The sequence below is a fragment of the Micromonospora sp. NPDC048063 genome (genome assembly GCF_043202855.1).
Lineage (GTDB): Bacteria > Actinomycetota > Actinomycetes > Mycobacteriales > Micromonosporaceae > Micromonospora.
This window is the reverse complement of the sequence record NZ_JBIDBG010000024.1, coordinates 1-22699: the sequence shown is the minus strand read 5'-3', so window position 1 is coordinate 22699 and position 22699 is coordinate 1. Positions and strand designations below refer to the sequence as shown.

The following is a 22699-nucleotide window of genomic DNA, read 5'->3' as shown; positions in this document are numbered from 1 at the left end:
CCCAATGGCGAGCCACATCGACCTCAGCAGGCTTCGCGAGCTGATTGACGTCGCGGCCGACAGGATCGCCCACGCGGGCCCTCACCGAGTTCTGCCTGATGGCTTCGCCCGAGTGGGGTTGCCTGTGCCGACCGAGGACGGCACCAAGAGCGAGCGGGCGAAGCGCAGCGTCACGGCCGTGCCCGGCGAACGGCTCCCGGAGGTCGCCCGGCTCATGCTTGCCCGAGGCGTCGTTGATCCGGGTACCCGCAATGCGATCCAGGACGTGTTGTGGGCCGCCGAGCCGGTCCTGCCAATCCCCAAGCGGACCAGGCGCGACGTCGCGCGCAGGCTGGACCTAAGCGAGTTCCTTCCCTTCTACAACCGTCTCAAGACGTTGCTCGATAACTTATGGGTCCTCGGTGAGGAACCCTTCCCGCTGCTGCTGTCCGACGGTGGCGGCTGGAGCTTGGGTGCGCAGATCGACCGCCATGTGCATCGCAACCCCGGCGATTGGACGGCCGAAGACCTGTTCGACAACCTCGGTGCCTTCGACACCTCTGACAAGCGGTTCGGTCTATTCCTGGAAGGGCTCGTCTCAGCCGAGACGCTCCCCGACGAGCCTGCGCAGCGCCGCATCGTCGCCGCTATCAACCCACTGCTCAAGGGCGTTGGGCTACTGCTGAGCGAGACCGAGGAGGTCGACGGCTACCCCGCTTTCCGCCTGCGCTCGACGCGGGCCCACGGCGGCCGACCGAAGACTCTGATCTTCGCGGCTCCGCGTAAGCCGGATCTGAGGCTGAGCGACGTGATCGACAACGAGATTGAAATCGCCACCGGAGCAGAACAGGTCTTGGTGTACGACCGACCAATCACGGGTGATGGCCTGCGCTGGTGTGACCTACAGGCATGGTGGAAAGACACCCAGGCGCTTGATGATGACGATGACGCCAAGAGAACGCTGTGGCGAAGGCTGCGACAGAGTCTGCCCGCTACGTCACCGCCGCAGCGGATGCTGTTCGACCTCTACCACGACATCCACGGCGAGCGGATCCACGAGTTGCCCGCGCTACTGCCAGAGGTGTGGTTGCACTGGGACCCCCAAACCGTGAAAGCCCGTGGGGCCGAGGCGATGTTGAACCTGCGTATGGACTTCCTCATGCTGCTACCGGGTGGACACCGGGTCGTCCTGGAGGTCGACGGCAAACACCACTACGCCACCGGTGAGATCGCGGACCCATCCGTGTACGCGAAGACGATGCGGGGAGACCGCGACCTCAAGCTTGCCCGTTACGACGTGTTCCGCTTCGGTGCTGCTGACCTAGACGAGAGGGCGACCGCGTGGGAGATGTTGCGCGCGTTCTTTGCCGATCTCTTCCGCACCCACCACGTTGGCTGACGGGACGTCGACTTCCTGAGCAGGAGACGCTCAGGGCAACGCGGACGAGGCGTTCCTGCGTCGGTTCCGGAGCGGGCCCACGCGGCGCTGCATCGGACCGGCATGCGTGGCCCCCCAGGGAGATGTCCGTTAGATGGACACGCTGCCCGCCGCCAGCTACCCACCGCGGCCATTACAGCTGGAGGGTCCGGGCACCGATCGGGCGGCGATGCCACGGAATCAGAAGGCGTCGGCGTCAGGGAGTTGAGCGAGAACCTCTGGCGGTGCTGGCTCGACGGGCAGGGGCCGGGGCTCGGTGTGCTTGTCCGGGCGACACCTGGTGAACGGGCCGTACTCGGCGGCGAGCGCGGTGAGGTGGGGGTCGAGGTGGTCGCGCCACCAGATGCTCATGCCGGTCTGTGGGTCGGACACCCGTAGGGTCTCCCAGGCCCGCCAGAGCGCGTACAGGCGGGAGATCGCCTCGGGGTGCGCCCACCAGCGGGGGCACCAGTTCAGCCCGGAGTCCGGGCCGGAGGCGAGGCGCCGCTCGACGACGTGGGCGAAGTAGTCCCCGACGAACGCCTCCACGTTGCGGTAGACCGGCTCCGCCTCGGTGGGCTCGGCGGCTGGCGGCGCGGCCGGTGGCGCAGTGTCGCTCGGGTCGCCGGCGAGTTGGCCGAGTAGGGCGCTGAGGTCGGCGACCGGGTCGCCGGCCGGTCCGGGCGGGGGCAGGGTCATGGGGTTGGCTCCGGCGGGGCGTCGGGGGTGAGGGTCCAGTCGGTGCGCTCGTGGGGGTCCCAGCGGGCGATCGACGCGCGGATCGCTGCCGCGTAGGGGCCGGTCTGCCAGGGGGCGGTGCGGGCGAGCGCGGGCGGGGCGCCGGAGGCGTAGACGACCATCCGGCCCCGGGGCAGGGCGTGCAGGTCGGAGACGTCGAGGATCCGTTGGCGGCGGGTGGCGTGGGAGACAGACCGTTGGCCCCACCCGGATCCGCTGCTGCTGGTCGACCTGGTCGTGACGTCGTGCTCGCCGATGAGCTTGGACAGCTCTTCCAGCCAGTCGGGGTCGGCGACGCCACCGCCGTAGGTGCGGACGTTCGCCGCGGACCAGAGTTTGCGCATGCCCTCGCGTCCCCACACGTCGACGCCCTGGGGGTAGGACTGGAGGATCGTGATGATGGGCAGGCCGTGGGAGCCGTAGTAGGAGTAGAGGGCCGGGAGCTGACGTAGCCGGCAGATGTTGGCGGCCTCGTCGAGGATGCTCAGCAGCGGCGGGTCGAGGCGCCGGCCGGGGCAGGTGCGGGCCCGCAGCTCGCCGGCGCGCAGGACGGCGTCGGTGAGGGCGGCGACCAGCGGGGCGGGGGAGCCGGGGCCGCCCTGGGACAGCAGGTACAGCACGTCGGTGGAGGCGGCGAACGCGGCCGGGTCGAACTCGAGGACCCCAGCGCGGGCCGGTGGGGTGACCCAGGCGGTGACGGCGGGCTCGGTCAGGCACATGAGCATCTTCTGGGCGCCGGCGTAGATGCCGCCGCGGGTCTTGTCGGGCATGTTGACCACCCCGGCGACCGCGTCGGCGGGCAGGTCGTAGCCGTGCTCGCGGAGCAGCATCGCGGGTTCGTCGTCGCGGGGGCTGACGGCCCACCGGTACGCGGCGAGGATGTCCCGACCGGACACGGCGGCCGCGAGGAGCAGGTTCGCCACCAGTTCCTCGGAGCTGGGGTCGAAGAAGGCGTCGCGGCTGACGCCGGGCTCGCGTTCGGCGGAGGCGAAGTGCTCGGCCAGGCGGCGGGCGTCGGTGATGGTGGCCACGGCCCGCAGCGGGTTCCACCACATGCCCTGCTCGGGCCCGAGGATGTGCTGCGGGTCGAACGCCCACACGGTCCCGCGGGCGGCGCGGATCTCGCGGGTGGCGTCGACGATGTCGCCCTTGACGCTGGTGACCAGGGTCGGGCCGGGGGCGGCGACGATGGCGGGGATCGCCCGGCAGGTGGTCTTGCCGGTGCGCGGGCCCCAGATGTCGACGGCCATGTCCTCCCACGACTGGCGCAGCGGCATCCCGCCCGCGACGGTGTGGGCGATCAGCACGCCGAGCTGGTCGGGGTCGGGCCGGTCGACGTCGGCGAGGCTGGGCCGCAGCCGCCGCCCGCTGTCGGCGACACCCTTCGGCCCGAGGTGCGCGAGGTCTCTGCGGCTGGCCATGCGGCGGGCAGCCGGGTCGACGCGGGTACGGCGCCGGCGAGCCCACCGCCAGGCGGCGACCCCGCCGACGGCCAGGAGCAGCAAAACAGTCACCTCGGCGACGGCGATGAGGGTGCAGGTGGTGGTCCAGGTGATGTCACCGCGCAGCACCGCGGCGGCGACCCGGATCGGCCCGCCGCCGGTATATCCGGGCGGGCGGGCCAGCACGACGGGCAGCCACGCGCCGCTGGCGAGGACCAGGACCAGTGCGGCGATGCCGCCGACGATCAGGCCCGCGTCGTCGTGGCCACCGCGCGGCCCGGCGGGCCGGCTCACGTCATCGTCCAGCGGAAGTCGGTGTTGCCGAGCCGCATCTCCGTCTCGGTGGGTTCCAGGTGCACCGGGATACCCGGCCGCGACCCGACCTTGATCAGGAAGTTTCCGCGCCCGACGGTGCCGCTGCCCTCGGCGGCCGTCCACGACGGCGGCGCCGACCAGGACAGCACCTCGCGCCGCTCGGCCTGCGACAGCGGCCGGACCCGGGAGACCGCGTCGAGTTCCTGCTCGGAACAGGGACCGATCATCAGCACCGCGGACCGCTCGGCGAAGCCGCGGGCCTTGGCCCGGTCGTGGGCGGTGGGCAGCGCCTCCAGGTCGGCCAGGCTGTGGGTGATGAAGGCGGTGCCGGTGCCTTTCTGCCGGTTCAGGCGGGTGAGGCCGTCGGCGCGGTCGACCAGGCCGTGGCCGACGCGCAGCGCCCGCCACAGCTCGTCGAGGACGGTGAAGAACGTGCGGGCCGGGGCGAGGCCGAGGTCGGCCATCAGGTGCGCGGCCTCCACCTGGGCGAAGCCGTAGGACCAGGTGGATAGCAGGGTGGCTGCGGTGCGCAGCTCGTCGGTGTCGTCGATGCTGGAGATGTCGACGCACACGGCGGGGGTGTCGAGGCGGATCGCGGTGGTGGTCTGTCCCTCGAAGGTGTCGCCGAGCGGACCGTGCAGCAGCGCCAGCAGGGTGCGGTGCAAGCCGGCGGTGTCCTCGCGGAACCGGGGGACGTCCCCATCTTCCTGCCATAGCGTGACCGCGCGAACCTCGGCCGGGGCGTCACGAATGACGCGCAGGACGTCGGAGAGCACCGGCGGGCTGTCGGTCTCCCGCTCGGCGAGGTAGCGCAGCGCGGCGGCTAGGACGGTGGTCTCGTCGGAGGTGACGGGCCCGCGCCGCACGAGGGTGGCCAAGGCAACGAGCATGTTCAGCCGCCGGTCGGTCACCGCGGCGCGCACGACGGCGCCGGTGCGCTCGTCAACGCGGTCGAGGACCTGCCGCCACGGGCCGGCATCCAGGGGGTTGATGCGGTCCAGGCCGGGCCCGACGCGCAGCACCTGCCCGCCGAGTGCGCGGACTAGCTCGGCGTAGTCGGGTTTGAGGTCGCCGAGGATCAGCGGCGTGACGCCTTGGGCGGTGAGGCCGAGGACCATCCGCCGCACGGCGGTGCTTTTGCCCATGCCGGGTTCGCCCTCGATCCACACCGACGGGTTGTTGATCAGCCGGGCGCGGGTGTACCAGCTAATCGGGTCGAAGCAGACCGCCGAGCCGGTGTAGAGGTGCCGGCCGACCGGCACGCCGATCATCGGGGTCGACGCGCCGGTGCCGAATGGGTACAGGCCGCAGACCTGCACGGTGGTGCCCCGGTACTCGGTGGGTGGTTCGATCCACGACCACCGGCCGCCGCCGGGTGCGGCGTAGCCGAGGCGGCCGGGCCGGCGGCCGGCTGGTCGACGCCGTGGCGGTGGCGGGGTGTCGTTGCGAGGGCTGAGGGTCATCGCCGCTGTCCTAGAAGGGGATCGTGGCGTGGGTGGGCAGGACCACGCCGGCGGGCAGACCGGCGGCGAACCCGGCGGCCTGGCAGCCGTACATCGGCCGGATCGTCAGGCGGGCCTCGCCAGCGCGGGCCCGGATGATGCCGGTGGCCTCGTCGAGCTGCTTGCCGTCGTCGGTGGCGGAGACAGTGGCCGTGACCAGCACGGTGAAGCGGACGACCCCGGCGCCGGTGGCTTCTTCCTGGGCGGCCTGTTCGGCGGCGGCCAGGTCGGTGAGGTCTCGGGCGCTGGGCCGCGGCTTCTTCGCGGCCATGAACCGGGCGTCACGCTTGTCGGCCTCCACCAGCCGTGCCGCGTCGGCGGGGGAATACGGCCGGTAGATCATGGTGACGCGTTTGCGCAGCAGTTGCGGGTCCGGGTCGGTGAGGCGGGCGAACAGCCGCGAGTACACCACCCCGCGCGGGGCCTCCACCATGCACCAGGTGCGCGAGATCCCGGAGTCGTGCCGGTAGGAGTCCCAGCTCTCCCGGGTGGCGACCGGGCCGGCCTGCGTCCAGTCGGGGGTGAGCTGCGGGTCGCGGGCGAGGTCGAGGGCGGCGGCCGGGTCGTAGGCGGCGCGCACCACCCCGGCGAGGCTGCGCGCGGACATCGGCACGATGCCGGCACCGGTGGCACCGGTCAGCCCGGCGTGCAGGTGCGGCAGCCGGGCAGCGACCTCGCGGCAGACGTCCTCGTGGGACATAGACCGGCCGGGCGGTGCGGTGTAGGTCAGCGACACGCGGGTGTCGACGCTCGCCGAGCCGGCCGGGTAGGAGTGGACGACATCGTCGAGGACCTGCAGGGCCAGTGACGGCGCGTCGGGTCGGGATGTGGCGGTGACCTCGGCGGCCAGGCGGGTGCCCGGGTCCGGGGTGGTCTCGACGGTGACCTGTGCCTGCACGAGCTGCGGCTCCCGCGACAGGGCCGCCAGCCAGGACGCGAGGTGCCCGACGCGGGCGTCGATGACGGCCTGGTCGACCAGGTCCATGCCCTCGGGTGCACACCGCAGGGTGACGGTGTAGTGCCGGCTCTGCGGCACCACGACGACGGCGACGAGCCCAGACCGGCCGGTTTCCACCTCGTAGACCTCGGAGCGGGCGAGCACCCCGGGCAGTTGGTGCGCGGCGGTGACCCGGGAGGCCACGCCGGAGACGTAGACGTGGTGGCGGCGGGCCCGCGCCAGCCACCACGCCACCCGCGCGGTGATGACCTGGAAGCCGGTGCGCCCGTTGACCCGGATCGCCAGCGGCGCGAGCACGAGCAGCCCGATGACGGCGGTGATCAGCGCGGCCAGCGTGGAGATCGGCAGCATCGCTGCGGAGAGCACCATGACCAGGAACGCGGCGATGGTGCCGGCCGGGCCGAGCCCGAACAGCCCGGCGCCGCGCCCGAGGCGCCAGTTGCCGTAGGTGCGCTGCTGCTGCTCGCCCGCAGGCGTCCGTACCTCGGTGCTCATGCACCCTCACCGCCCGCCGCTCCGGATGCCGTACCGCCGACCTTGCGCACGGCTGCCGGGCCGGCCTTCGCTGCCGCGATCCCGGCGGCGGCTGCTACACCGACCGGCCCGGCCGCCGCAGCGCCAGCGCCAGCCGCGCCGGCACCGGCACCGGCGCTCGCTGCGCCAGTTCCCGCCGTGCCACTGCTGGCTGCGGTGCCGGAGGTGCCGACCGTGCCCGGGCCGGCAGCGGGTGGGCGGGGCGCGGACACCGGTGCCGAAGGGCTGGCGCCGCCGGGGCGGGCCGCGCCCACGCCGCCCTGCCCGCCGGCCGACTTACCGCCGCCGGCGTTGCTCAGCCGCACCGCGCCGGAGGCGACCTGCCCGAGGCCGGAGACGGCGGCGACCGCGACACCGCCGGAACCGCCGCTGGACAGCACTGACACCGCCGGGGCGATGAGCCGCATCAGCGCCGGTAGCGCGACGATGGCCATGCAGAACATGACCAGGCCGGTGAGCAGCGTGGTGAGGTCCTGGCCGTGGCCGAGCATCCAGAACACCGCGGCGTAGATCGTGGCCGCCGCCGGCTTGTAGAGCACCAGGGCGAGCAGCCAGGTCAGGTACCGGTCGCGGATTGCCCGCCCGGACCCCGAGATGCCCGCTGAGGCGGCCAGCGGCAGCAACCCGGCCAGCAGTACCAGCCCGGCGCCGCGGGCCAGCAGCAACAACAGCTGCACCATCGTCGCGAGGAACATCATGATCGAGATACCGATGACCATCAGCGCTGACAGGCCGTTGATCGCCCCGGCCGGGGCGAACATCAGGAGCCGCTTGCCCAACTCACGGTCGGCGGAGGCGTCGAGGATCCAGTTGGAGTAGGCATCGCCGATACCGATGAGTAGTTGCACGGCGGGCACGCCGGCGCCAGCGAGCACGACCATCGTTACGAGGCCCTTGGCGAAGGATCCAGCCTCCCGGCCGTTGCGTTCCCACGCCAGCCGGATCGCGGCGAACAGCACCGACCCGACGGCGATCGCCGCCACCGCCCAGTGGGTGTAGGCGCGCAGGTAGGCGACGGTGCCGGATTCCTGTGCCACCTCGGGGGTGGGGATGGACAGCCAGCCGGTGACCATCGCTTTGAGCATCTCGGCGGCGGCCTGGGAGGCCTGCTCGGCCAGCTCGTCGAGGAACCGTCCCGCGGTACCTTCAAGCACGGCCCCGGGGATGCAGGTCGGGTCGATCGCGGGGATGCACGGCATCTACCGCGCACCCCACTCGACGACGCCGACAAGGTCGGAGGTTTCCCGGTTCACCGACGTCCACGCGCCGCCGGGCGGGGCGACCATGCGCCAGTCTCCGTCGCGCCAGCGCAGTGTCAGCGACAGCACGTGGTAGCGCGGCGTGCCGGCGGCCGGGGCGCGGAAGACCAGACCGATCACGGCGGTGTCCGGGGTGTAGAACTGGTACTGGTAGCCGGCGATCTGGCTGAGTTCGCCGGGCTGCGCCGGGGCGTCGCCCGCCTCGCGTAGCGCCGCCAGGAGCCGGTCCCGGTCGGCGGTCGGCTCGAACTGCTGCTGGATCGTGGGTTCCCACGACTGGCGGCCGGCGGAGAAGCCGGCCCGGACGCTGATCTGCGCGGCGGCGATCAGCGCGCCCTCGGGGGTGTGCGCGTAGCCGGACGCGGTCGTGCCGGTCCGGTTCGGGCCGGCGGAGGCGCTGACCGGGACGGCCGTCTGGCCGACCAGTTCCCACCGCACGTCGGCCGGCGCGGTGGTCGGCGCGGCCGTCGGTAGCGCCTCCATCGTGGTGCTGCCAGTCGCTGCTGGGCTGGGCGGCGGCGTGCCGGTCGCGGTGCCGTTACCACCGTCGTCGCCGCCGGACAGAACGGCGATCAGCAGCCCCGCGACGAGGATGACCACCACCAGCGCCGCGGCGGCGATGAAGCCCGGCCGCGTCCACGGCGGGGGCTGCGCGAAGTCAGACGAGCGTGACATGAGGGGCCTCCTGGCCTACGCGATGAGGGCCCCGACGATGGTGGATGCGCTGCCGATCAGGAGGCAGGCCGCGAACACCCACCCGAGCTGGGCGACGTTGGTGTCATCACCGCGGCGGTGCGCCAGGGCCATTTTCGCGGCGCTGTAGAGGAGCCCGCCGACGCACGCTGCGGTGGCGAGCCACGCGACCCACTGGAGGATTTCCAGCACGTTGCTCTGCACTACCCCGGGAGGCGCCACGCCTCCGCCGGGGTTCGGAACTCCACCGGGATCGCTGGGGGCAGGCTCGGCCAGGAGCTGCCCCAGGCGTACCTGTAGGTCCATGAGCGTCATCGGGTCTCTCCCGGTCTCGTGTGAATCTTCTGCGCGAGGGCATGGCGAAGCGTTTCGACGTCGGGGGGAGCGCCGACATCGCACGGGTCGTCGGCGGCCAGGAGCGCGTCGACCCAACCGACGCGCCACACCTGCGGCGCCCATCCGCCGAGCAGTTGCAGGCGTTCGGTGGCGATGCGCGGCGGCCGTCGGGGTGAGGCCGCGACGGCCACCACGCCCAGCACGGCCGTCGTGCTGGACATGCCTGCGCGGCGACGCCACTGTTCGATCGCGCCGGTGGCCGCCCAGGTGCCGTGGGCGGACAGGCGGCAGACCAGCACCACCTGGGCGGGCGGCACCATCGGCGTCGTCAGTGGCCACGCTCGACCGAAGTCGACCCCGAAGCCGACCAGCCGGGCCAGGGTGCTCGTACCCGCGCCGCCATGGCATCCGACCCACCAGACCGGCGGCCATCCACTCTGGCTGTCCGGAATCACCGCAGACGGTAGGTGCGGAGCGTTTCCGAGGCGTGTGCGGTGCGCGGCGACAGCAGCCGTCTTCACCGGCGGCCCCGTTGCGCGCAGATGCTCCCCGTCACCTGATGCCTCCCCCGCGTATCAAGGTCACCGACGAGTAGCCGACAGTAGCACCGCGTTTCTCAATGGATCTATGGTGATTGCTCTGCCGCGACAGGGACGCGAATGGCAGCACGGGGGAGGCGTCGTATGGCACGCAGAGCAGGCGCATCCGCGCGCATCAATGACGTGGGATGGTGGGTTCGGGCGGTGTTGGCCGCTGCGGGTGCGGTTGTGGCTGTGGCGTTGGCAGGGTGCGGTGCGGTGGCCGAGCCGGGCACGCCGGCGCCGGACCTCAGCGGCCCGGTGTACCCGACGGCCGGCGCGGCCGACGTGGTGCCGAAGTCGACCAGCGAGGCACCGGGCAGCGACGACCACGGCGACGAGCGGGCACCTGTCGCGCCGCCGCCAGCGGCTCAGGCGCCACGGGTGGTGGCGGCATTCGCGGTGGCGTGGGCGCGGCCGGATCTGCCGGAGGACGTGTGGTGGCAGCGGGTCGCGCCGCACTGTGAGGAGGGCTTCGCCGCTGTCCTGCGCACCGTCGACCCAGCGCAGGTTCCCGCGACCCAGGTGACGGGCCGCCCGGCAGCGAAGCAGGCGCCGAAGGACGGCGCAGCGGTGTACGAGGTGCCCACCGACGCCGGTACGTTGACCGTCACCCTCGCCGCCGTCAACGGACGGTGGGCGGTCACCGGCAACGACTTCGTCCGGGCGGTCCGATGACTCGTCGGTCGGTCGCTCTCGCGGCGGCGGTGTTGGCGGCGGTGACGCTGGTGTGCGGCGGAACGGTGGGACTGCCCCTGGTGCTGTTCGGCCAGGCGCAGGCGGAAGCGGCGGCGTGCGAGGTGCCGTCGGTGCCTGGCGCCTCACCAGTGCCAGGCGCCGGCAGGTGGGACAGCGCCCAGAGCACGAACGCGGCGACCATCGTGGCGGTCGGACGCCAGCGTCAGGTGCCGCCGCGCGGGTACGTCATCGCGCTGGCCACCGCAATGCAGGAGTCCACACTGCGCAACCTTGCCAACGCCACCGTGCCCGAGTCGCTGTCGCTGCCACACGAGGGCGTGGGCCGCGACCACGACTCGGTCGGGCTGTTCCAGCAGCGTCCCGGGTGGGGCACCGTCGCCCAGCGGATGACGCCCAGCTACGCGGCCGGGAAGTTCTACGAGGCCCTGGTGCGCGTCGACGGGTGGCAGCGAATGCGGCTGACCGACGCCGCGCAGGCAGTGCAGCGCTCGGGCGTTCCGGAGGCGTATCAGAAGTGGGAGGCCGACGCCGAGCAGCTCGCCGCGCGGGTGCTCGGTCTGCCGAGCATCGACGACATCGGCGGCGGTGCGCCGACGGCCCCGTGCGGCGTCGACGACCTGGGCCCAGTGCCGGTTGGTCCGGGCGGGTGGGTGCAGCCGCTCCAAGCGATGATCACCAGCCCGTTCGGTCAGCGCAACGGCCGCCTGCATGCAGGGGTGGACATGTCGACGTCGGACGTGCGGGGTGACCCGATCCGCGCCGCGTCGGCCGGGGTCGTGGAGCAGGTCAAGTGTGACTGGCACACCACCTGCGACCGTGACGGGCACACCGGTGCGCGTGGCTGCGGGTGGTACGTCGACATCCGCCACGCGGGCAACGTCGTGACCCGCTACTGCCACATGATCCAGCGGCCCGAGGTGTCGATCGGTCAGCGCGTCGCGGCCGGAGCGGTCATCGGACACGTCGGCAACTCGGGCGGTAGCTCCGGGCCACACCTGCACTTCGAGGTGCACGTCAACGTGCGCCCTGGCCCGTATCACGCCAACAGCCGCAACGCGGTCGACCCGGAGCCGTGGATGCGGGCCCGCGGCGTGCCGCTCGGGACCAGGTCATGACCGGCGCCCACACGATGACGGCCTCCCTCGCCGAAGCTGGGGAGGCCGTCATCGTGACGTGGGCGTGGCCGCTACGTGTGCGCCGGGACGTCGGCCGGCGTCATCAGCTCGTCCCGCCGATCCTGCACGGGTTGCGCCTGCCGAGGTGCGCGGCGCCGCCTGGACGTGCTGGACGACTCCGGTGCATCCAGGCCGAGCTTGGCCAGGTCGTCGGCGGTCCAGCCGCCGGCGACGGCGTCGGCGTAGCGGGCGGCGTAGCGGGCGTTAGCCTCACGCAGCGCGTCGACGAGCTGATCGCGGTCGTGGCGGGCGGTAGCAGCCTCGCCGACCAGGTTCGCGCGCTCACGCAGCAGTTGCAGCGCGGCCCGCTCGGTCTCGGTACGGACGGCCTTGGCGGACTGTTCGGCCATGGGATCCTCCCCCTGGATGCTCCGGTCTGGTGGATGTGGACGCCGAGCCTAGCGGTCAAGATCGATCCTCGTGGGCCCACTTTTGCGCCCCCGCTGGTGACCGCCGAAGGCGCCGTCAGTGTCCGCCGAGGACGTCGACCAGGAGCAGGGACGTGCCACCGGCACGTCGCACAGCGACGCGCCGCGTCGTTGACGCTGGGCGCTGGCGACCGGCCGTGCAGGGTCACCACGAGGCCGTCTCGTGGTGCGCGCCGTCAGGTGCGCTCGGGTCCGCGACCACGTCAGGTCGCGCACGCGCGACCCACCGGCCTCGCCGGAGCAAGTTGGAGTAAAAGTCTGACTTTTGGTCAGACGGGCCGCGTGGCGGCCGGGCAGTTCAGGGCGGCGTCGGCCCGCCGGGAGGGTGGTCGACGTGGCTGAGTCGCCGCAGGTCGGTGTGGTCCGGTTCGGTGCCAGTGAGCGTCGTCGGCGTGCCCACAACGACGATGATCCGCGCGTTCACCGGGTGACCGTGAGGTTGTCCGAGACGGAGATGGCGGCGGTCGAGGCGAACGCGGCGGCGGCCCGGATGGCCACCTCGGCGTACCTGGCGGAGGCCGGTTCTGCGCCGCTCGTGCCTGCCCCGGCCGGGCCGGGCGGGGGCGGTGAGACGGGCCCGCTGTTGGTGGAGTTGATGGGTGTGCACCGGCAGATGCGGGGCGCGGCGACCAACCTCAACCAGGCGGTGGCGCGGCTGCACTCCACCGGAGAGCCGGCCGGGGACCTGGCGGCCACGGCGGCGTACCTGGCGCGTATCGCGGCCCGCGTCGACGACCTCGTGACCGCGATCGCTGCCGCCCAGACAGGCCGGCGATGATTCCGAAGGTCACCTACGGCGCCAGGGTGCGGGGTCTGCTGGAGTACCTGTGGGGCCCGGGGAAGGCCGAGGAACATGTCAATCCGCACCTGGTCGCCGGGTACGACGACGTGGCGCTGCTGGCTCCCGGCCGGCACGACCGCGACGGCGAGCGGTGGTCGCTGGACGAGCTGGCGGCGCGGTTGGACGCGCCGCAGATCGCTGCCGGTGAGCGCGGAGTGGGGCAGTACGTGTGGCAGTGCTCGCTGAGCTTGCCGGCCCAGGAGGGGCAGCTCGACGACGCGACGTGGGGTCGCATCGCGGCCCGGTTCGTACAGGAGATGGGCTTCACCGGCGACGCCGAGCGGGCCGGGTGTCGGTGGGTCGCGGTGCGGCACGGGCTGTCGGCGAAGGGCAACGACCACATCCACGTGGTCGTCACCCTCGCTACCGAGGACGGGGCGCCGGTGTGGCTGCGGCAGGATAAGCGGCGCAGCCAGCAGGTCGCCGACCTCCTGGAGGACGAGTTCGGGTTGGGCAAGTGGACGCCCGGTCGGGCCGGTGCGACCCGGCGTCCGGAGCTGACCCGGCCCGAGGTCGAGCGGGCCCGGCGCGTCGACCAGGCGCCGGACCGGGAGCTGCTGCGCCGCCAGGTCCGGGCCGCGCTCGCGGGTGCCGGCAGCGAGGCCGAGTGGGTCGCGCGAATGCGGGGCGCGGGTCTGCTGGTCGCTGCGCGCACCGCGGCGACGGACCGGGACCAGGTGGTCGGGTACGCCGTGGCGCTACGACCTACCGGTACTGATAAGCCGCGCTGGTATGCCGGCCGCAGCCTGGACGGCGACCTGAGCCTGACCCAGATCCGCAAGCGGTGGCCCGACGCGCCGCCGGCGTTGGCTGGGCAGTGGAAGGCGGCGGATTCCGCAGAATCGACCGCGCTGCGCGGTGAGGACCGGATGGCGGTGTGGCGGTCGTCGGCCGCCGCCCTGGAGGCGATCAGCGGGCGGCTGGCCGGCGTCGCGCCGGGCTCGCCGCAGTGGCCGGTGGTGGCCCGCGCCAGCGCCGACCTACTGGCGCGGGTCGCGGCGGCCACCGAGCCGTCCGGGCGGGGACCGGTGACGCGGGCGGCTGACGCACTGGCCCGCGCGGCGGCACCACCGCGTCGCGCGCCGGCACCAGCGGCATCGACGATCGCCGCCGAGCTGGGCCGAGTCGCCGACGCGCTGATGGTCACCGGACCCGCCCGCGACGGCGGCGAGGCGGCGGTGCTGCTCGCCGTGGTCGTGCAGGCGGCCCGGCTGGTGGTGGCGCTGGCCGAGCTACGCGCGGCCGAGCAGCAGGCACACGCCGCAGGCGCGGCGGCCAGAGCAGCCGCTCACCTGATGCCGCTGCTCGCGCAGGGCTCGGTGCACGTCGAGCGAGACGTTCCAGGCCCGCGCGGCGGGCGCGAGGAGCCGAATACGACGCGGGCCCGGACCCGCGTCGACCCGGCGGCGGATCAGCAGACGCAGCGATGAGAGACGGGGAGAGGTAGTGGCCGACAACGAGATGGCCGAGATCCACCAGCGGGCCACCGCGGCGATGACCGCCGCGATCCAGGCTGCCGGCCAACTGGCCCAGGTGCTCATCGACGCCCGCATCGCGCAGCTGCAACGCGCCGCGCGGGCCAGCGAGGAGCAGGCCCGGCAGATCCGCGCGCAGGCTCGCGCGGCACAGCAGGCCGACGCGGCGGTGTGGCGGCCGGCGATGCGGCCGGCGTGGTGGCGCACCGCGGGGACGGAGGACATCGCGCGGGTGTGGCGGGCCGCATCGACGTGGCAGCACGTCGATCCCCGGGCGCAGCAGGCCCGGCAGGTGGTCGTCGACCAGCTCGCCAAGAGAGCGGGCCGGGCGGCCGAGAAGCCCGAGCCGACGCGCGAGCCGGACGACATCGAGGTGCTGTCCGATGCCGTCGACCGGGCGGTGCGCGAGGCTACAAATCGGTCGCGGCGGCCGGCGATGTCCGCCGAGGCGGTGCGGGACAGGCAGGAGCGGATGGCCGCCGAGGTCCGCAAGGCGTGGCCGTCTGGGCAGCGGGCCGACCGGGTGCTCGGGTGCGAGGCGTGGGGTGCGTTGGCGTACACGCTGGATCAGGCGCAGCAAGCTGGCCACGACGTGCAGCAGTTGCTGCGTGGTGTGCCCAGCTTCGTGGATCGGGCCCGGACCCCAGGGGCGTTTGCGTGCCGGGTGGTGCAGGACCAACTCGACGGGCGCATCGATCTCGGCACGGTACGTCGGGACCGGGACAAGGGCGACGTCGAGATGACGCAGGACGGTCGCTCCGGCTCCGAGACGTCCTCAACTGCGGCCAGCACTGAACCTGCGGCCAGGGCCGCGCTGGGCTTCCCCGTGTCCACCCAAGCGGCTGTAGCCGACGCTGTTGCAGACACCGACGCGGGCAAGGCCGGCCAGGGTCACGGTGGGCCCGCAGCGTTCCGGCGGGCCGCGCCGGGACAGGATGGACCCGCGCGGTGATGGTGCCGTGGAACCGGTGGCAAGCCGACCCGCACCGCAGCCGCGCCAGCGGCGAGGAGCGGAAGCGGCGCGGCAGCACTTTCTCTGGGAGGGGGTTCCGCTAGCGGGCCTGCCCGTTCTCCTTCATCCAGCGTCCGGCGGCCTCGTCGCACACATAGGCGGCCTGAACCACCGGCGAGCAGGTTCATCAGGTCCACCAGGCCGGCAACAAGATGATTATGGTGTCTCGAAAACCGGGACATTCGAGTAGTCGGCCAAGACGCCCTTGATGACCATGGCCTTGCGGTCACCGGGGCGCGTCTGGGACGTTCCTCGACACGACTCCGCCAGCACCTCTTGGTGATCATGTGGCCGCGTGCTGTCACACTGGCAGTCCTCTGTGGTGGGAAGGATGGTCTGGTGACTGGGGTGGAGTTGATTGTGGCGGCGTTGGCGGCCGCGGCGACGGCGGGTATCAGCAGTGGGGTGCAGGACGCCTACAGCGGGTTGAAGGGCCTGCTGGTCAAGCGGCTGGCCGGCCGTGACCGGGCGGTGCGGACCTTGGAAGCGCGGGAGACGGAGCCCAGGGTGTGGCAGGCCAGCATCGGCGATGACCTGCACGCGGCCGGCGCTGACACCGATGAGCAGGTCCTCGCCGCGGCACGGGCGGTGCTCGCTCAGGCGGACCCGGCGGGAACCGGGGCCGGGATCTACCACGTGACCACGAACTACGGGGCGATGGGGCAGTTCAACGCGCCGGTGACGTTCCAGCAGGGGCCACCGGTCCCCCCAGCCTGACCGGGGACGGTGCAGGGTCACCCGTCCCCGGTCAGGCTGACCCCCAGATCGCGGTCGCTAACAGCTACGGCCTGACAGGAGTGTTTAAGGCTCCGGTGACGGTCAACGGCCGTACCCTGGTGGTGTGGCCGCACCGGGTCGGTGTGGTGCCGCAGCTGGCGCACTGCCGGCAGGAACGCCCCGCCGACCAGGGGCTTGAGGCTGCTGCGGTCGGCAACGGTGTGGTGGTGTGTCAGGTGGCCACCGGCCTCGGCGGGGTCGGCAAGACCCAACTCGCCGCCGGCCTGGCGCACCGACTGTGGGACTGCGGGGACCTGGACCTGCTGGTGTGGGTGTCGGCGACGTCCCGCTCGGCGGTGGTCACCGCCTACGCCCAGGCCGCCGCCGACGTCACTGGCGTCGAGGACACCGACCCGGACCAAGCCACCGGCCGGTTCCTGGCCTGGCTGGCCACCACGGCACGGCGCTGGCTGATCGTCCTGGACGACGTGACCGATCCGAACGACCTACGTGGCCTGTGGCCACCGGCCACGGGGTCGGGGCGAACGGTGGTCACTACCCGCAGCACGGACAGCGCCCTGACCGTCGGCCGGCAACGCATCGGCGTGGGCGTGTTTACCCCGACCGAGTCCGTCAACTACCTGACCGCGAAACTCGACGGCGATCCGGTCCGGCTGGACCAGGCCGCTGATCTGGCCGACGACCTCGGATACCTTCCCCTGGCGTTGGGGCAGGCCGCCGCCTACATCCTTGACCGGACGAGCATGACCTGCGCCGGTTACCGACGCCGCCTGGCCGACCGACGTCGACAGCTGCCCGCTCTGGCTCCTCGGGTGTTGCCGGACGACTACCCGTACCCGGTCGCGGTGACGTGGTCGCTGTCCATCGATCGCGCGGACGAATTCCCCCCGCCCGGTCTGGCCCGGCCGGTGCTGGAACTGGCCGCCCTGCTCGCCCCCAACGGCATCCCCGCCGAGGTGTTCACCACCCCCGCCACCTTGAGTTATTTCGCCGCCCGCGCCGGCGGGCTGGTCGAGGCTGACGACGTCACCGACGCGCTCGACAACCTCGCCCGACTCAGCCTCGCCACCATCGACCCCGACGCCGGCACTGTCCGGGTCCACGGGCTCCTGCAACGCGTGGTCCGCGAAGCCACCCTCACCGACCACATCGCGCAGCTGGCCACCACCGCTGCAGACGCCCTGCAAGCCATCTGGCCCGCGATCGAACGCGACCGGGAACACGCCCAGGCCCGACGCGACAACACCACCGCCCTGCACACCCACACCGGAGCACTGCTGTGGAGCCCCACCCACGGCGCCCACCAGGTTCTGTTCACCGCCGGCCACAGTCTCGGCAAGACCGGCCAGGTCACCGCCGCCACCGCCTACTTCCACACCTTGCACACCACCGCCACCGAACGCCTCGGCCCCGACCACCCCCACACCCTGGCCACCCGCAACAACCTCGCCCTCTGGCGCGGTGAGGCCGGAGACCCCACCGGCGCCGCCACCGCCTTCGACGAACTCCTCACCGACCTTCTGCGGGTCCTCGGCCCCGACCACCCCGACACCCTTATCACCCGCAGCAACCTCGCCTCCTGGCGCGGTGAGGCCGGAGACCCCGCCAGCGCCGCCACCGCCCTCGACGAACTCCTCACCGACCTTCTGCGGGTCCTCGGCCCCGACCACCCCGACACCCTCACCACCCGCAACAACCTCGCCCGCTGGCGCGGTGAGGCCGGAGACCCCACCGGCGCCGCCACCGCCTTCGACGAACTCCTCACCGACCGACTGCGGGTCCTCGGCCCCGACCACCCCGACACCCTCATCACCCGCAGCAACCTCGCCTCCTGGCGCGGTAAGGCCGGAGACCCCACCGGCGCCGCCACCGCCCTCGACGAACTCCTCACCGACGGACTGCGGGTCCTCGGCCCCGACCACCCCGACACCCTCATCACCCGCAACGACCTCGCCTACTGGCGCGGTGAGGCCGGAGACCCCACCGGCGCCGCCACCGCCTTCGACGAACTCCTCACCGACCTTCTGCGGGTCCTCGGCCCCGACCACCCGCACACCCTCATCACCCGCAGCAACCTCGCCTACTGGCGCGGTGAGGCCGGAGACCCCACCGGCGCCGCCACCGCCTTCGACGAACTCCTCACCGACGGACTGCGGGTCCTCGGCCCCGACCACCCGCACACCCTCACCACCCGCAACAACCTCGCCTACTGGCGGAGACGTGCCATGCCGTAACGCTGCGGCCGGCGGCGCGCATCCTGAGGACATGACGACGAAGAAGACCCCGATGTCCGCCCGCGGCCTTGCCGGGGTGGTGCGCGCCGCGTACGACCCGGCCCGATGGACCAGGACGGCCTCCCGGGAGTAAGCAGCGAAAAAACAACGGCAGCGCTGGTCGGAGCTGGTTTTGTAGGCGGTAGCGCCGCCTCTGCCATCAGCCGGTTGACCAGCGTTGCCGTTGTTTTCGGGTCGGAAACTACGGCTGGGCCATGAAGGGCGCGGGGCTGCTGGTAGCGGCGCGCACCGCAGCGAAGGACCCGGAGCAGGTGGTCGGGTACGCGGTGGCGCTGCGGCCGGCCGGGGCGGGTAAGCCGACCTGGTACGCGGGGCGCAGCCTGGACGGCGACCTCAGCCTTCCCCAGGTCCGCAAACGGTGGCCCGAGGCCGAGCGGCCCTCGGCCGGTCAGTGGAAAGCGGCGGATTCCGCGGAATCGAGCCTGCGCAGCGAGGACCGGATGGCGGTGTGGCGATCCTCTGCTGCTGCGCTGGAGGCGATCAGCGGCCGGCTGGCCGGGGTTACTCCCGGCTCGCCGCAGTGGCCTGCGGTGGCGCGGGCCAGCGCAGAGCTGCTGGCGCGCGTGGCGGCGGCCACCGAACCGTCGGGACGGGGTCCGGTGAGCCGGGCCGCCGATGCGCTGGCTCGCGCGGCGGCGCCGCCGCGTCGCGCGCCGGCGCCGGTGGCGTCGTCGGTGGCCGGGGAGTTGGGCCGCGTGGCGGACGCGCTGCTGGTCGCCGGACACGCCCGCGACGGTGGTGAGGCGGCCGTCCTGCTCGCCGTGGTCGTCCAGGCGGCCCGGCTGGTCGTGGCGCTCGCCGAGCTGCGCGCCGCCCAGCAACAGGCTCACGCCGCCGGCGCGGCGGCGGCAGCAGCCGCACACCTGATGCCACTGCTCCAGTCGGGCGCCCCCTCGTCGACCAAGTGAATGTGCCGACCCAGAGCGGGCCGTCGCAGCGGCCGGTCCACACCGTGCCGGGCCCGGTCCGGTCCCGCATCGATCCGAGCGTCGACCGGGATCCGCAGCGTTGAGGAGGACAAGGTAGTGCCCGACAACGAGATGGCCGAAATCCACCAGCGGGCCACCGCAGCGGTCACCGCCGCGATCCAGGCCGCCGGACAACTGGCGCAGGTGCTCATCGACGCCCGCATCGCCCAGCTGCAACGCGCCACCCGGGCCAGCGAGGAACAGGCCCGTCGCATTCGCGCCCAGGTGCGCGCGGCACAGCAGGCCGACGCTGCGGTGTGGCGGCCGGCGACCCGGGCGTCGTGGTGGCGGCAGGCGTCGGCCGACGACATCGCGCGGGCCTGGCGGGCCAGCGCCGGGTGGGCGGACGTCGATCCCCGCGCCGGGGCCGCGCAGCAGGTCATGGTGGTGCGGCTCGCCGAGCGTGGTGTCCGCGTCGACACGCACACCGGTGCCCGGCCGGGAGACGCGGCGTGGCTGTCCGACCAACTCGACCGCGTCGCTCTCGACGACGGCGACCGCGCGACGGGCACCCGGCCGGTTGACGCCGGCGAGCGACGCCGCACCGCCCAGGAGCGCCAGGAGGCGATGGCGGTGCACGTGCGGGAGGTGTGGACCGCCGACCGGGCGGAACGGGTCATCGGGTCGGAGGCGTGGCCGGCGCTGGCGTACAAGCTCGACCAGTTGCAGCGCGCTGGGCACGATGTGCGTGACCTGCTGCGGCAGGTGCCCGGACTCGTCGACCGGGCCCGCACCCCAGCCGCGTACGCGTTCCGGGTGGTCGACGACTACGCCATGGACCAGAGCGCCGCCGCGGCGCGAGCCGAGGCCCACGGCGGCGAGGACCGCCGCGCCGTCACTCTCGACGGTGAGTGGCGGGAGGCCGGCCGCGCCACCGAGGAAGGCACTCGCGACAGGCGCCCAGATGCCGACCAGACTTCGACCGGGTCCGGTGAACGTGATGTGCGGGGGGCTCGGCTCGCGGCCCAGGCGTTCCCCCAGTCGACCGCAGCCGCTGTCACCGAAGCCGCGACGGCCGGCCGGCCGACCGAGGGCACCCAGGCGCCGGCGCGGCCCCCCTTGCCCGGTGTTACCGCTGAGGTGCCGGGCCGGTAGAAGCGCGGTGGAGCAAGTCGTCGAGCTAGGTCTTCGGGGACCAGATCGAGGGTTCCCTGCCTCACTGCGGCTCGCCGGTAGTGAACTGGACGGCAGTGAGGATAAGCAGAACAGTGCCGGCGAAGCCACCACCGCCGGTCAGTACGGCGGTAGGTGGGTTGAGGCCGCCAGCCCAAGCGAGCAGGCCAGCGGCGACGCCGACGAGGCCGGCGGTTTGGCGGCCGGCGGTCACCCAGGTCATCAGTCGGAGCATTTGACGCTCTTGGGTGATTTCTCGTTGCTGGTCGTGATGTCGCGGCTGATGCCGGACATAGCACAGTAGGAGGTGCCATGGACGGCAGCGAAGACCGTTTCACCGAGTTGTACGAGCGTCACCACGGTGACGTGTGGCGGTATGTGGCTCGTCGGGTCGTCGAGTCTGACGTAGGTGATGTGGTTGCCGAGGTCTTCCTCGTCGCGTGGCGCCGCCTGCGTGATGTTCCTGCGGAGTCCGCCCTGCCATGGTTGTACGGGGTGGCGCGACTGGTGCTGGCCAACGAGGCCAGGGGCCGTCGACGGTGGCGGGAGTTGACGCTGCGCGTAGCGGCGGAGCCGAATCAGTCGGTGGTGATGGATCACGCGGACGAGGTGATCAGCCAGCGTGACGCCGCGGTCGCGTTTGATCAGGTCCCGGCGGCCGATCGGGAAGTCCTTCGGCTGGTCGCCTGGGAGCGCCTGACCGCCGCCGAGGCGGCGGTCGTTCTCGGGTGCTCGCGGGCGACGTTCGCGATGCGGCTGATGCGCGCCCGCCGCCGGCTTCGGGCGCAGCTGAATGTGGTCGGTGTCGAGGCGGGGCAGCCGCCGCGGACGGCGCCGTCGATGTCGAATTGGGGGCGATGAGATGAACGCTGTCGATGAGGTGCGCCAACTGTTGGGCGGCTTGGATCCCGCACGGGACAGCCGGCCCGACGACGAGGAGCGTCGCGCGCGCGACCTGGCGCGCATTCTCGCCTCCGACCGCACCGGCCGCCCGGCCAGACGGGCGGTGCCGCGACGTCGTCTCCTGCTGGCGGCCGGCACAGTGGTCCTGGCGGTGGCTGCTGGTGGGGTAGCGCTCGAGACGGCCCGGGAGCCGCAGCCGGCGTACGCGGCCACCCCCGCGACCCTCACCTACGGTCCGCCGGCGAGTGCGGAAACGGCCCGAGCCCGGCTGCGGCGCCTGGCGGAGGTGGCGGCGGGGCAGCCGGCACCGCAGCGGCCGGCCGGCACGGTCGAGTACCTGGAGTCGGCGAACTGGTTCCTGAACTCCTCGATCACTGGCGGGCGAACGACGTCCGCTGTCGTACCGGAGCAGTGGCGCTCCTGGCGGACCGACGACGACGCCGGCCGGATGCTCAGGAAGGCACTGCCCCCGACGTTCCGCTCCGACGCGGAGCGCCGGGAGTGGAAGAGGCGCGGCGGCCGGACCGACTCGTCGGAGGAGACACGCGACTACGCGGCCGGCGAATTTCACAGCCGCTGGCGGGGCGAGGTTCCCACGGACGCCAACGCGCTCCGCGAGTGGCTCACCGCGGGCGCGTCCGCGCCGGAGGCCCCGGTGCAGTACCTGGAGGCTGTCGCCGAGCTCGCCGGCGTGCGGCTGCTGAACCCGGCGCAACGCGCGGCGGCACTCAGGCTTCTCGCCGACCTGCCGGGTATCACGGTGACCGGCACTGTCACCGACCGCGCCGGCCGGTCCGGGGAGGCGTTCTCGATCACCTCCGACGCTCACGGCCTACCCGCCCAGTACACCGTGATCGTCGACCCTGGGTCCGGCGTGTTGCTCGGCTACGAGGAGGTGTTGACCGAGAGGGCGGGCATGTTGAACGTAACAATCCCCGCAGTAATCACCTATCGGTCATATCTGGTCGCCGAGTACGCCGTGCGCCGCTGATGCGAGTTCGGTGGGTGGCGTCTCCAGGACGCCACCCACCCACCCAACGATAGAGATGTCGGCTGGTCGCACCGTGATCGACTCGTCGCTGGCGGCATCGAGCGTGGCGTAGTGCGCCTCCACGATCTTCCGCAGGATCACCCCGGGCTTCACGCCCCGCGCCTCCGCGTCGTCGATCACCCGCCAGGCGATGTCGCTCGGGTACCGGGCGGACATGTGATTCCGGCACCTCGAACCGGCACCACTTGGGCAGGTTCTTTGGGCGCCAGTGAGGTCGCGAAGGCGAGGAACTGCGAATTGCCGACCGACAT

General features: G+C 72.6%; 24 protein-coding genes. 12 read left to right on the top strand and 12 right to left on the bottom strand.

The features are described 5' to 3' along the window. The first annotated feature begins 4 nt into the window (after window positions 1-4). Window positions 5-1378 carry a hypothetical protein gene (locus ACGFZ2_RS31715; protein ID WP_393460143.1) on the top strand — a complete coding sequence of 458 codons (1374 nt, stop codon included), beginning with the start codon at window positions 5-7 and terminating at the stop codon, window positions 1376-1378. A gap of 219 nt (window positions 1379-1597) precedes the next feature. Here ACGFZ2_RS31715 and ACGFZ2_RS31710 read toward each other — a convergent pair whose 3' ends face one another. Genes ACGFZ2_RS31710 through ACGFZ2_RS31675 form a run of 8 tightly spaced genes read right to left on the bottom strand, consistent with a single transcriptional unit; the run spans window position 1598 to window position 9628 of the window. Next, window positions 1598-2095, bottom strand: a complete 498-nt coding sequence (locus tag ACGFZ2_RS31710; protein ID WP_393460141.1) for a DUF4913 domain-containing protein — start codon at window positions 2093-2095, stop codon at window positions 1598-1600. Next, a complete protein-coding gene (locus ACGFZ2_RS31705) occupies window positions 2092-3870 on the bottom strand; it encodes a type IV secretory system conjugative DNA transfer family protein (protein ID WP_393460138.1) in 1779 nt (592 codons plus the stop codon). Before ACGFZ2_RS31705 ends, ACGFZ2_RS31710 begins: the two co-directional genes overlap by 4 nt. Continuing rightward, window positions 3867-5354, bottom strand: a complete 1488-nt coding sequence (locus ACGFZ2_RS31700; RefSeq protein ID WP_393460135.1) for an ATP/GTP-binding protein — start codon at window positions 5352-5354, stop codon at window positions 3867-3869. Before ACGFZ2_RS31700 ends, ACGFZ2_RS31705 begins: the two co-directional genes overlap by 4 nt. Window positions 5355-5364: 10 nt before the next feature. Next, window positions 5365-6846, bottom strand: coding sequence for an SCO6880 family protein (locus ACGFZ2_RS31695; protein ID WP_393460132.1), 1482 nt, complete (start codon window positions 6844-6846; stop codon window positions 5365-5367). Continuing rightward, window positions 6843-8039, bottom strand: coding sequence for a hypothetical protein (locus ACGFZ2_RS31690; RefSeq protein WP_393460129.1), 1197 nt, complete (start codon window positions 8037-8039; stop codon window positions 6843-6845). The genes ACGFZ2_RS31695 and ACGFZ2_RS31690 overlap by 4 nt, the downstream gene beginning before the upstream one ends. 45 nt (window positions 8040-8084) lie before the next feature. Then, entirely contained in the window at window positions 8085-8819 is a 735-nt protein-coding gene (locus tag ACGFZ2_RS31685; protein ID WP_393460126.1) for a hypothetical protein, read from the bottom strand. Between the two features lie 15 nt (window positions 8820-8834). Continuing rightward, complete coding sequence (locus ACGFZ2_RS31680) at window positions 8835-9152, bottom strand: hypothetical protein (RefSeq protein ID WP_393460123.1); 318 nt, start codon at window positions 9150-9152, stop codon at window positions 8835-8837. Then, complete coding sequence (locus ACGFZ2_RS31675) at window positions 9149-9628, bottom strand: hypothetical protein (protein WP_393460120.1); 480 nt, start codon at window positions 9626-9628, stop codon at window positions 9149-9151. The genes ACGFZ2_RS31680 and ACGFZ2_RS31675 overlap by 4 nt, the downstream gene beginning before the upstream one ends. 342 nt (window positions 9629-9970) lie before the next feature. Here ACGFZ2_RS31675 and ACGFZ2_RS31670 point away from each other — a divergent pair, with 342 nt between their 5' ends. After that, window positions 9971-10429, top strand: coding sequence for a hypothetical protein (locus ACGFZ2_RS31670; protein WP_393460117.1), 459 nt, complete (start codon window positions 9971-9973; stop codon window positions 10427-10429). Beyond that, on the top strand, window positions 10426-11565 hold the full coding sequence (locus tag ACGFZ2_RS31665; protein WP_393460114.1) for a M23 family metallopeptidase: 1140 nt from the start codon (window positions 10426-10428) through the stop codon (window positions 11563-11565). Before ACGFZ2_RS31670 ends, ACGFZ2_RS31665 begins: the two co-directional genes overlap by 4 nt. Window positions 11566-11636: 71 nt before the next feature. On the opposite strand, the gene ACGFZ2_RS31660 is transcribed toward ACGFZ2_RS31665, so the two are convergent. Both ACGFZ2_RS31660 and ACGFZ2_RS31655 read right to left on the bottom strand, forming a co-directional pair. Then, window positions 11637-11975, bottom strand: coding sequence for a hypothetical protein (locus ACGFZ2_RS31660; RefSeq protein WP_393460111.1), 339 nt, complete (start codon window positions 11973-11975; stop codon window positions 11637-11639). 376 nt (window positions 11976-12351) lie between these two features. Then, entirely contained in the window at window positions 12352-12477 is a 126-nt protein-coding gene (locus ACGFZ2_RS31655; RefSeq protein WP_393460108.1) for a hypothetical protein, read from the bottom strand. Window positions 12478-12486: 9 nt separating this feature from the next. Here ACGFZ2_RS31655 and mobC point away from each other — a divergent pair, with 9 nt between their 5' ends. The 7 genes from mobC (at window position 12487) to ACGFZ2_RS31620 (ending at window position 20476) form a co-directional block, all read left to right on the top strand. Beyond that, window positions 12487-12831: a plasmid mobilization relaxosome protein MobC gene (gene mobC, locus ACGFZ2_RS31650; protein ID WP_393460105.1), complete on the top strand. Its 345-nt coding sequence runs from the start codon at window positions 12487-12489 to the stop codon at window positions 12829-12831. Then, complete coding sequence (locus ACGFZ2_RS31645) at window positions 12828-14324, top strand: relaxase/mobilization nuclease domain-containing protein (RefSeq protein WP_393460102.1); 1497 nt, start codon at window positions 12828-12830, stop codon at window positions 14322-14324. The genes mobC and ACGFZ2_RS31645 overlap by 4 nt, the downstream gene beginning before the upstream one ends. A 16-nt stretch (window positions 14325-14340) precedes the next feature. After that, complete coding sequence (locus ACGFZ2_RS31640) at window positions 14341-15321, top strand: hypothetical protein (protein ID WP_393460099.1); 981 nt, start codon at window positions 14341-14343, stop codon at window positions 15319-15321. 399 nt (window positions 15322-15720) lie between these two features. Beyond that, complete coding sequence (locus tag ACGFZ2_RS31635) at window positions 15721-16098, top strand: hypothetical protein (RefSeq protein WP_393460096.1); 378 nt, start codon at window positions 15721-15723, stop codon at window positions 16096-16098. Window positions 16099-16193: 95 nt separating this feature from the next. Next, window positions 16194-18353, top strand: a complete 2160-nt coding sequence (locus ACGFZ2_RS31630) for a tetratricopeptide repeat protein (protein WP_393460093.1) — start codon at window positions 16194-16196, stop codon at window positions 18351-18353. Between the two features lie 254 nt (window positions 18354-18607). Beyond that, window positions 18608-19321: a hypothetical protein gene (locus ACGFZ2_RS31625; protein ID WP_393460090.1), complete on the top strand. Its 714-nt coding sequence runs from the start codon at window positions 18608-18610 to the stop codon at window positions 19319-19321. A 117-nt stretch (window positions 19322-19438) separates the two neighbouring features. Then, entirely contained in the window at window positions 19439-20476 is a 1038-nt protein-coding gene (locus tag ACGFZ2_RS31620; protein WP_393460087.1) for a hypothetical protein, read from the top strand. Between the two features lie 61 nt (window positions 20477-20537). Here the strand turns inward: ACGFZ2_RS31620 and ACGFZ2_RS31615 are convergent, their stop codons facing one another. Continuing rightward, window positions 20538-20717, bottom strand: a complete 180-nt coding sequence (locus ACGFZ2_RS31615) for a hypothetical protein (RefSeq protein WP_393460084.1) — start codon at window positions 20715-20717, stop codon at window positions 20538-20540. An 89-nt stretch (window positions 20718-20806) separates the two neighbouring features. On the opposite strand from ACGFZ2_RS31615, the gene ACGFZ2_RS31610 reads away from it, so the two are divergent. Beyond that, the gene (locus ACGFZ2_RS31610; protein ID WP_357462680.1) at window positions 20807-21355 is read left to right on the top strand and encodes a sigma-70 family RNA polymerase sigma factor; all 549 of its coding nucleotides are present in this window, start codon (window positions 20807-20809) and stop codon (window positions 21353-21355) included. A gap of 1 nt (window position 21356) precedes the next feature. Beyond that, complete coding sequence (locus tag ACGFZ2_RS31605; protein WP_393460081.1) at window positions 21357-22388, top strand: CU044_5270 family protein; 1032 nt, start codon at window positions 21357-21359, stop codon at window positions 22386-22388. Here ACGFZ2_RS31605 and ACGFZ2_RS31600 read toward each other — a convergent pair. After that, window positions 22353-22604, bottom strand: coding sequence for a hypothetical protein (locus ACGFZ2_RS31600; protein ID WP_393460078.1), 252 nt, complete (start codon window positions 22602-22604; stop codon window positions 22353-22355). The two genes, ACGFZ2_RS31605 and ACGFZ2_RS31600, sit on opposite strands and share 36 nt — an antisense overlap. Window positions 22605-22699: the final 95 nt, after the last annotated feature.

What these genes read in the sequence shown, in the direction of transcription:
- ACGFZ2_RS31715 (WP_393460143.1), top strand. Translation starts at nt 5, where the DNA reads ATGGCGAGCCACATCGACCTCAGCAGGCTTCGCGAGCTGATTGACGTC.
- ACGFZ2_RS31710 (WP_393460141.1), bottom strand. Translation starts at nt 2,095, where the DNA reads ATGACCCTGCCCCCGCCCGGACCGGCCGGCGACCCGGTCGCCGACCTC.
- ACGFZ2_RS31700 (WP_393460135.1), bottom strand. Translation starts at nt 5,354, where the DNA reads ATGACCCTCAGCCCTCGCAACGACACCCCGCCACCGCCACGGCGTCGA.
- ACGFZ2_RS31695 (WP_393460132.1), bottom strand. Translation starts at nt 6,846, where the DNA reads ATGAGCACCGAGGTACGGACGCCTGCGGGCGAGCAGCAGCAGCGCACC.
- ACGFZ2_RS31685 (WP_393460126.1), bottom strand. Translation starts at nt 8,819, where the DNA reads ATGTCACGCTCGTCTGACTTCGCGCAGCCCCCGCCGTGGACGCGGCCG.
- ACGFZ2_RS31680 (WP_393460123.1), bottom strand. Translation starts at nt 9,152, where the DNA reads ATGACGCTCATGGACCTACAGGTACGCCTGGGGCAGCTCCTGGCCGAG.
- ACGFZ2_RS31665 (WP_393460114.1), top strand. Translation starts at nt 10,426, where the DNA reads ATGACTCGTCGGTCGGTCGCTCTCGCGGCGGCGGTGTTGGCGGCGGTG.
- ACGFZ2_RS31660 (WP_393460111.1), bottom strand. Translation starts at nt 11,975, where the DNA reads ATGGCCGAACAGTCCGCCAAGGCCGTCCGTACCGAGACCGAGCGGGCC.
- ACGFZ2_RS31645 (WP_393460102.1), top strand. Translation starts at nt 12,828, where the DNA reads ATGATTCCGAAGGTCACCTACGGCGCCAGGGTGCGGGGTCTGCTGGAG.
- ACGFZ2_RS31625 (WP_393460090.1), top strand. Translation starts at nt 18,608, where the DNA reads ATGAAGGGCGCGGGGCTGCTGGTAGCGGCGCGCACCGCAGCGAAGGAC.
- ACGFZ2_RS31615 (WP_393460084.1), bottom strand. Translation starts at nt 20,717, where the DNA reads ATGACCTGGGTGACCGCCGGCCGCCAAACCGCCGGCCTCGTCGGCGTC.
- ACGFZ2_RS31610 (WP_357462680.1), top strand. Translation starts at nt 20,807, where the DNA reads ATGGACGGCAGCGAAGACCGTTTCACCGAGTTGTACGAGCGTCACCAC.
- ACGFZ2_RS31605 (WP_393460081.1), top strand. Translation starts at nt 21,357, where the DNA reads ATGAACGCTGTCGATGAGGTGCGCCAACTGTTGGGCGGCTTGGATCCC.
- ACGFZ2_RS31600 (WP_393460078.1), bottom strand. Translation starts at nt 22,604, where the DNA reads ATGTCCGCCCGGTACCCGAGCGACATCGCCTGGCGGGTGATCGACGAC.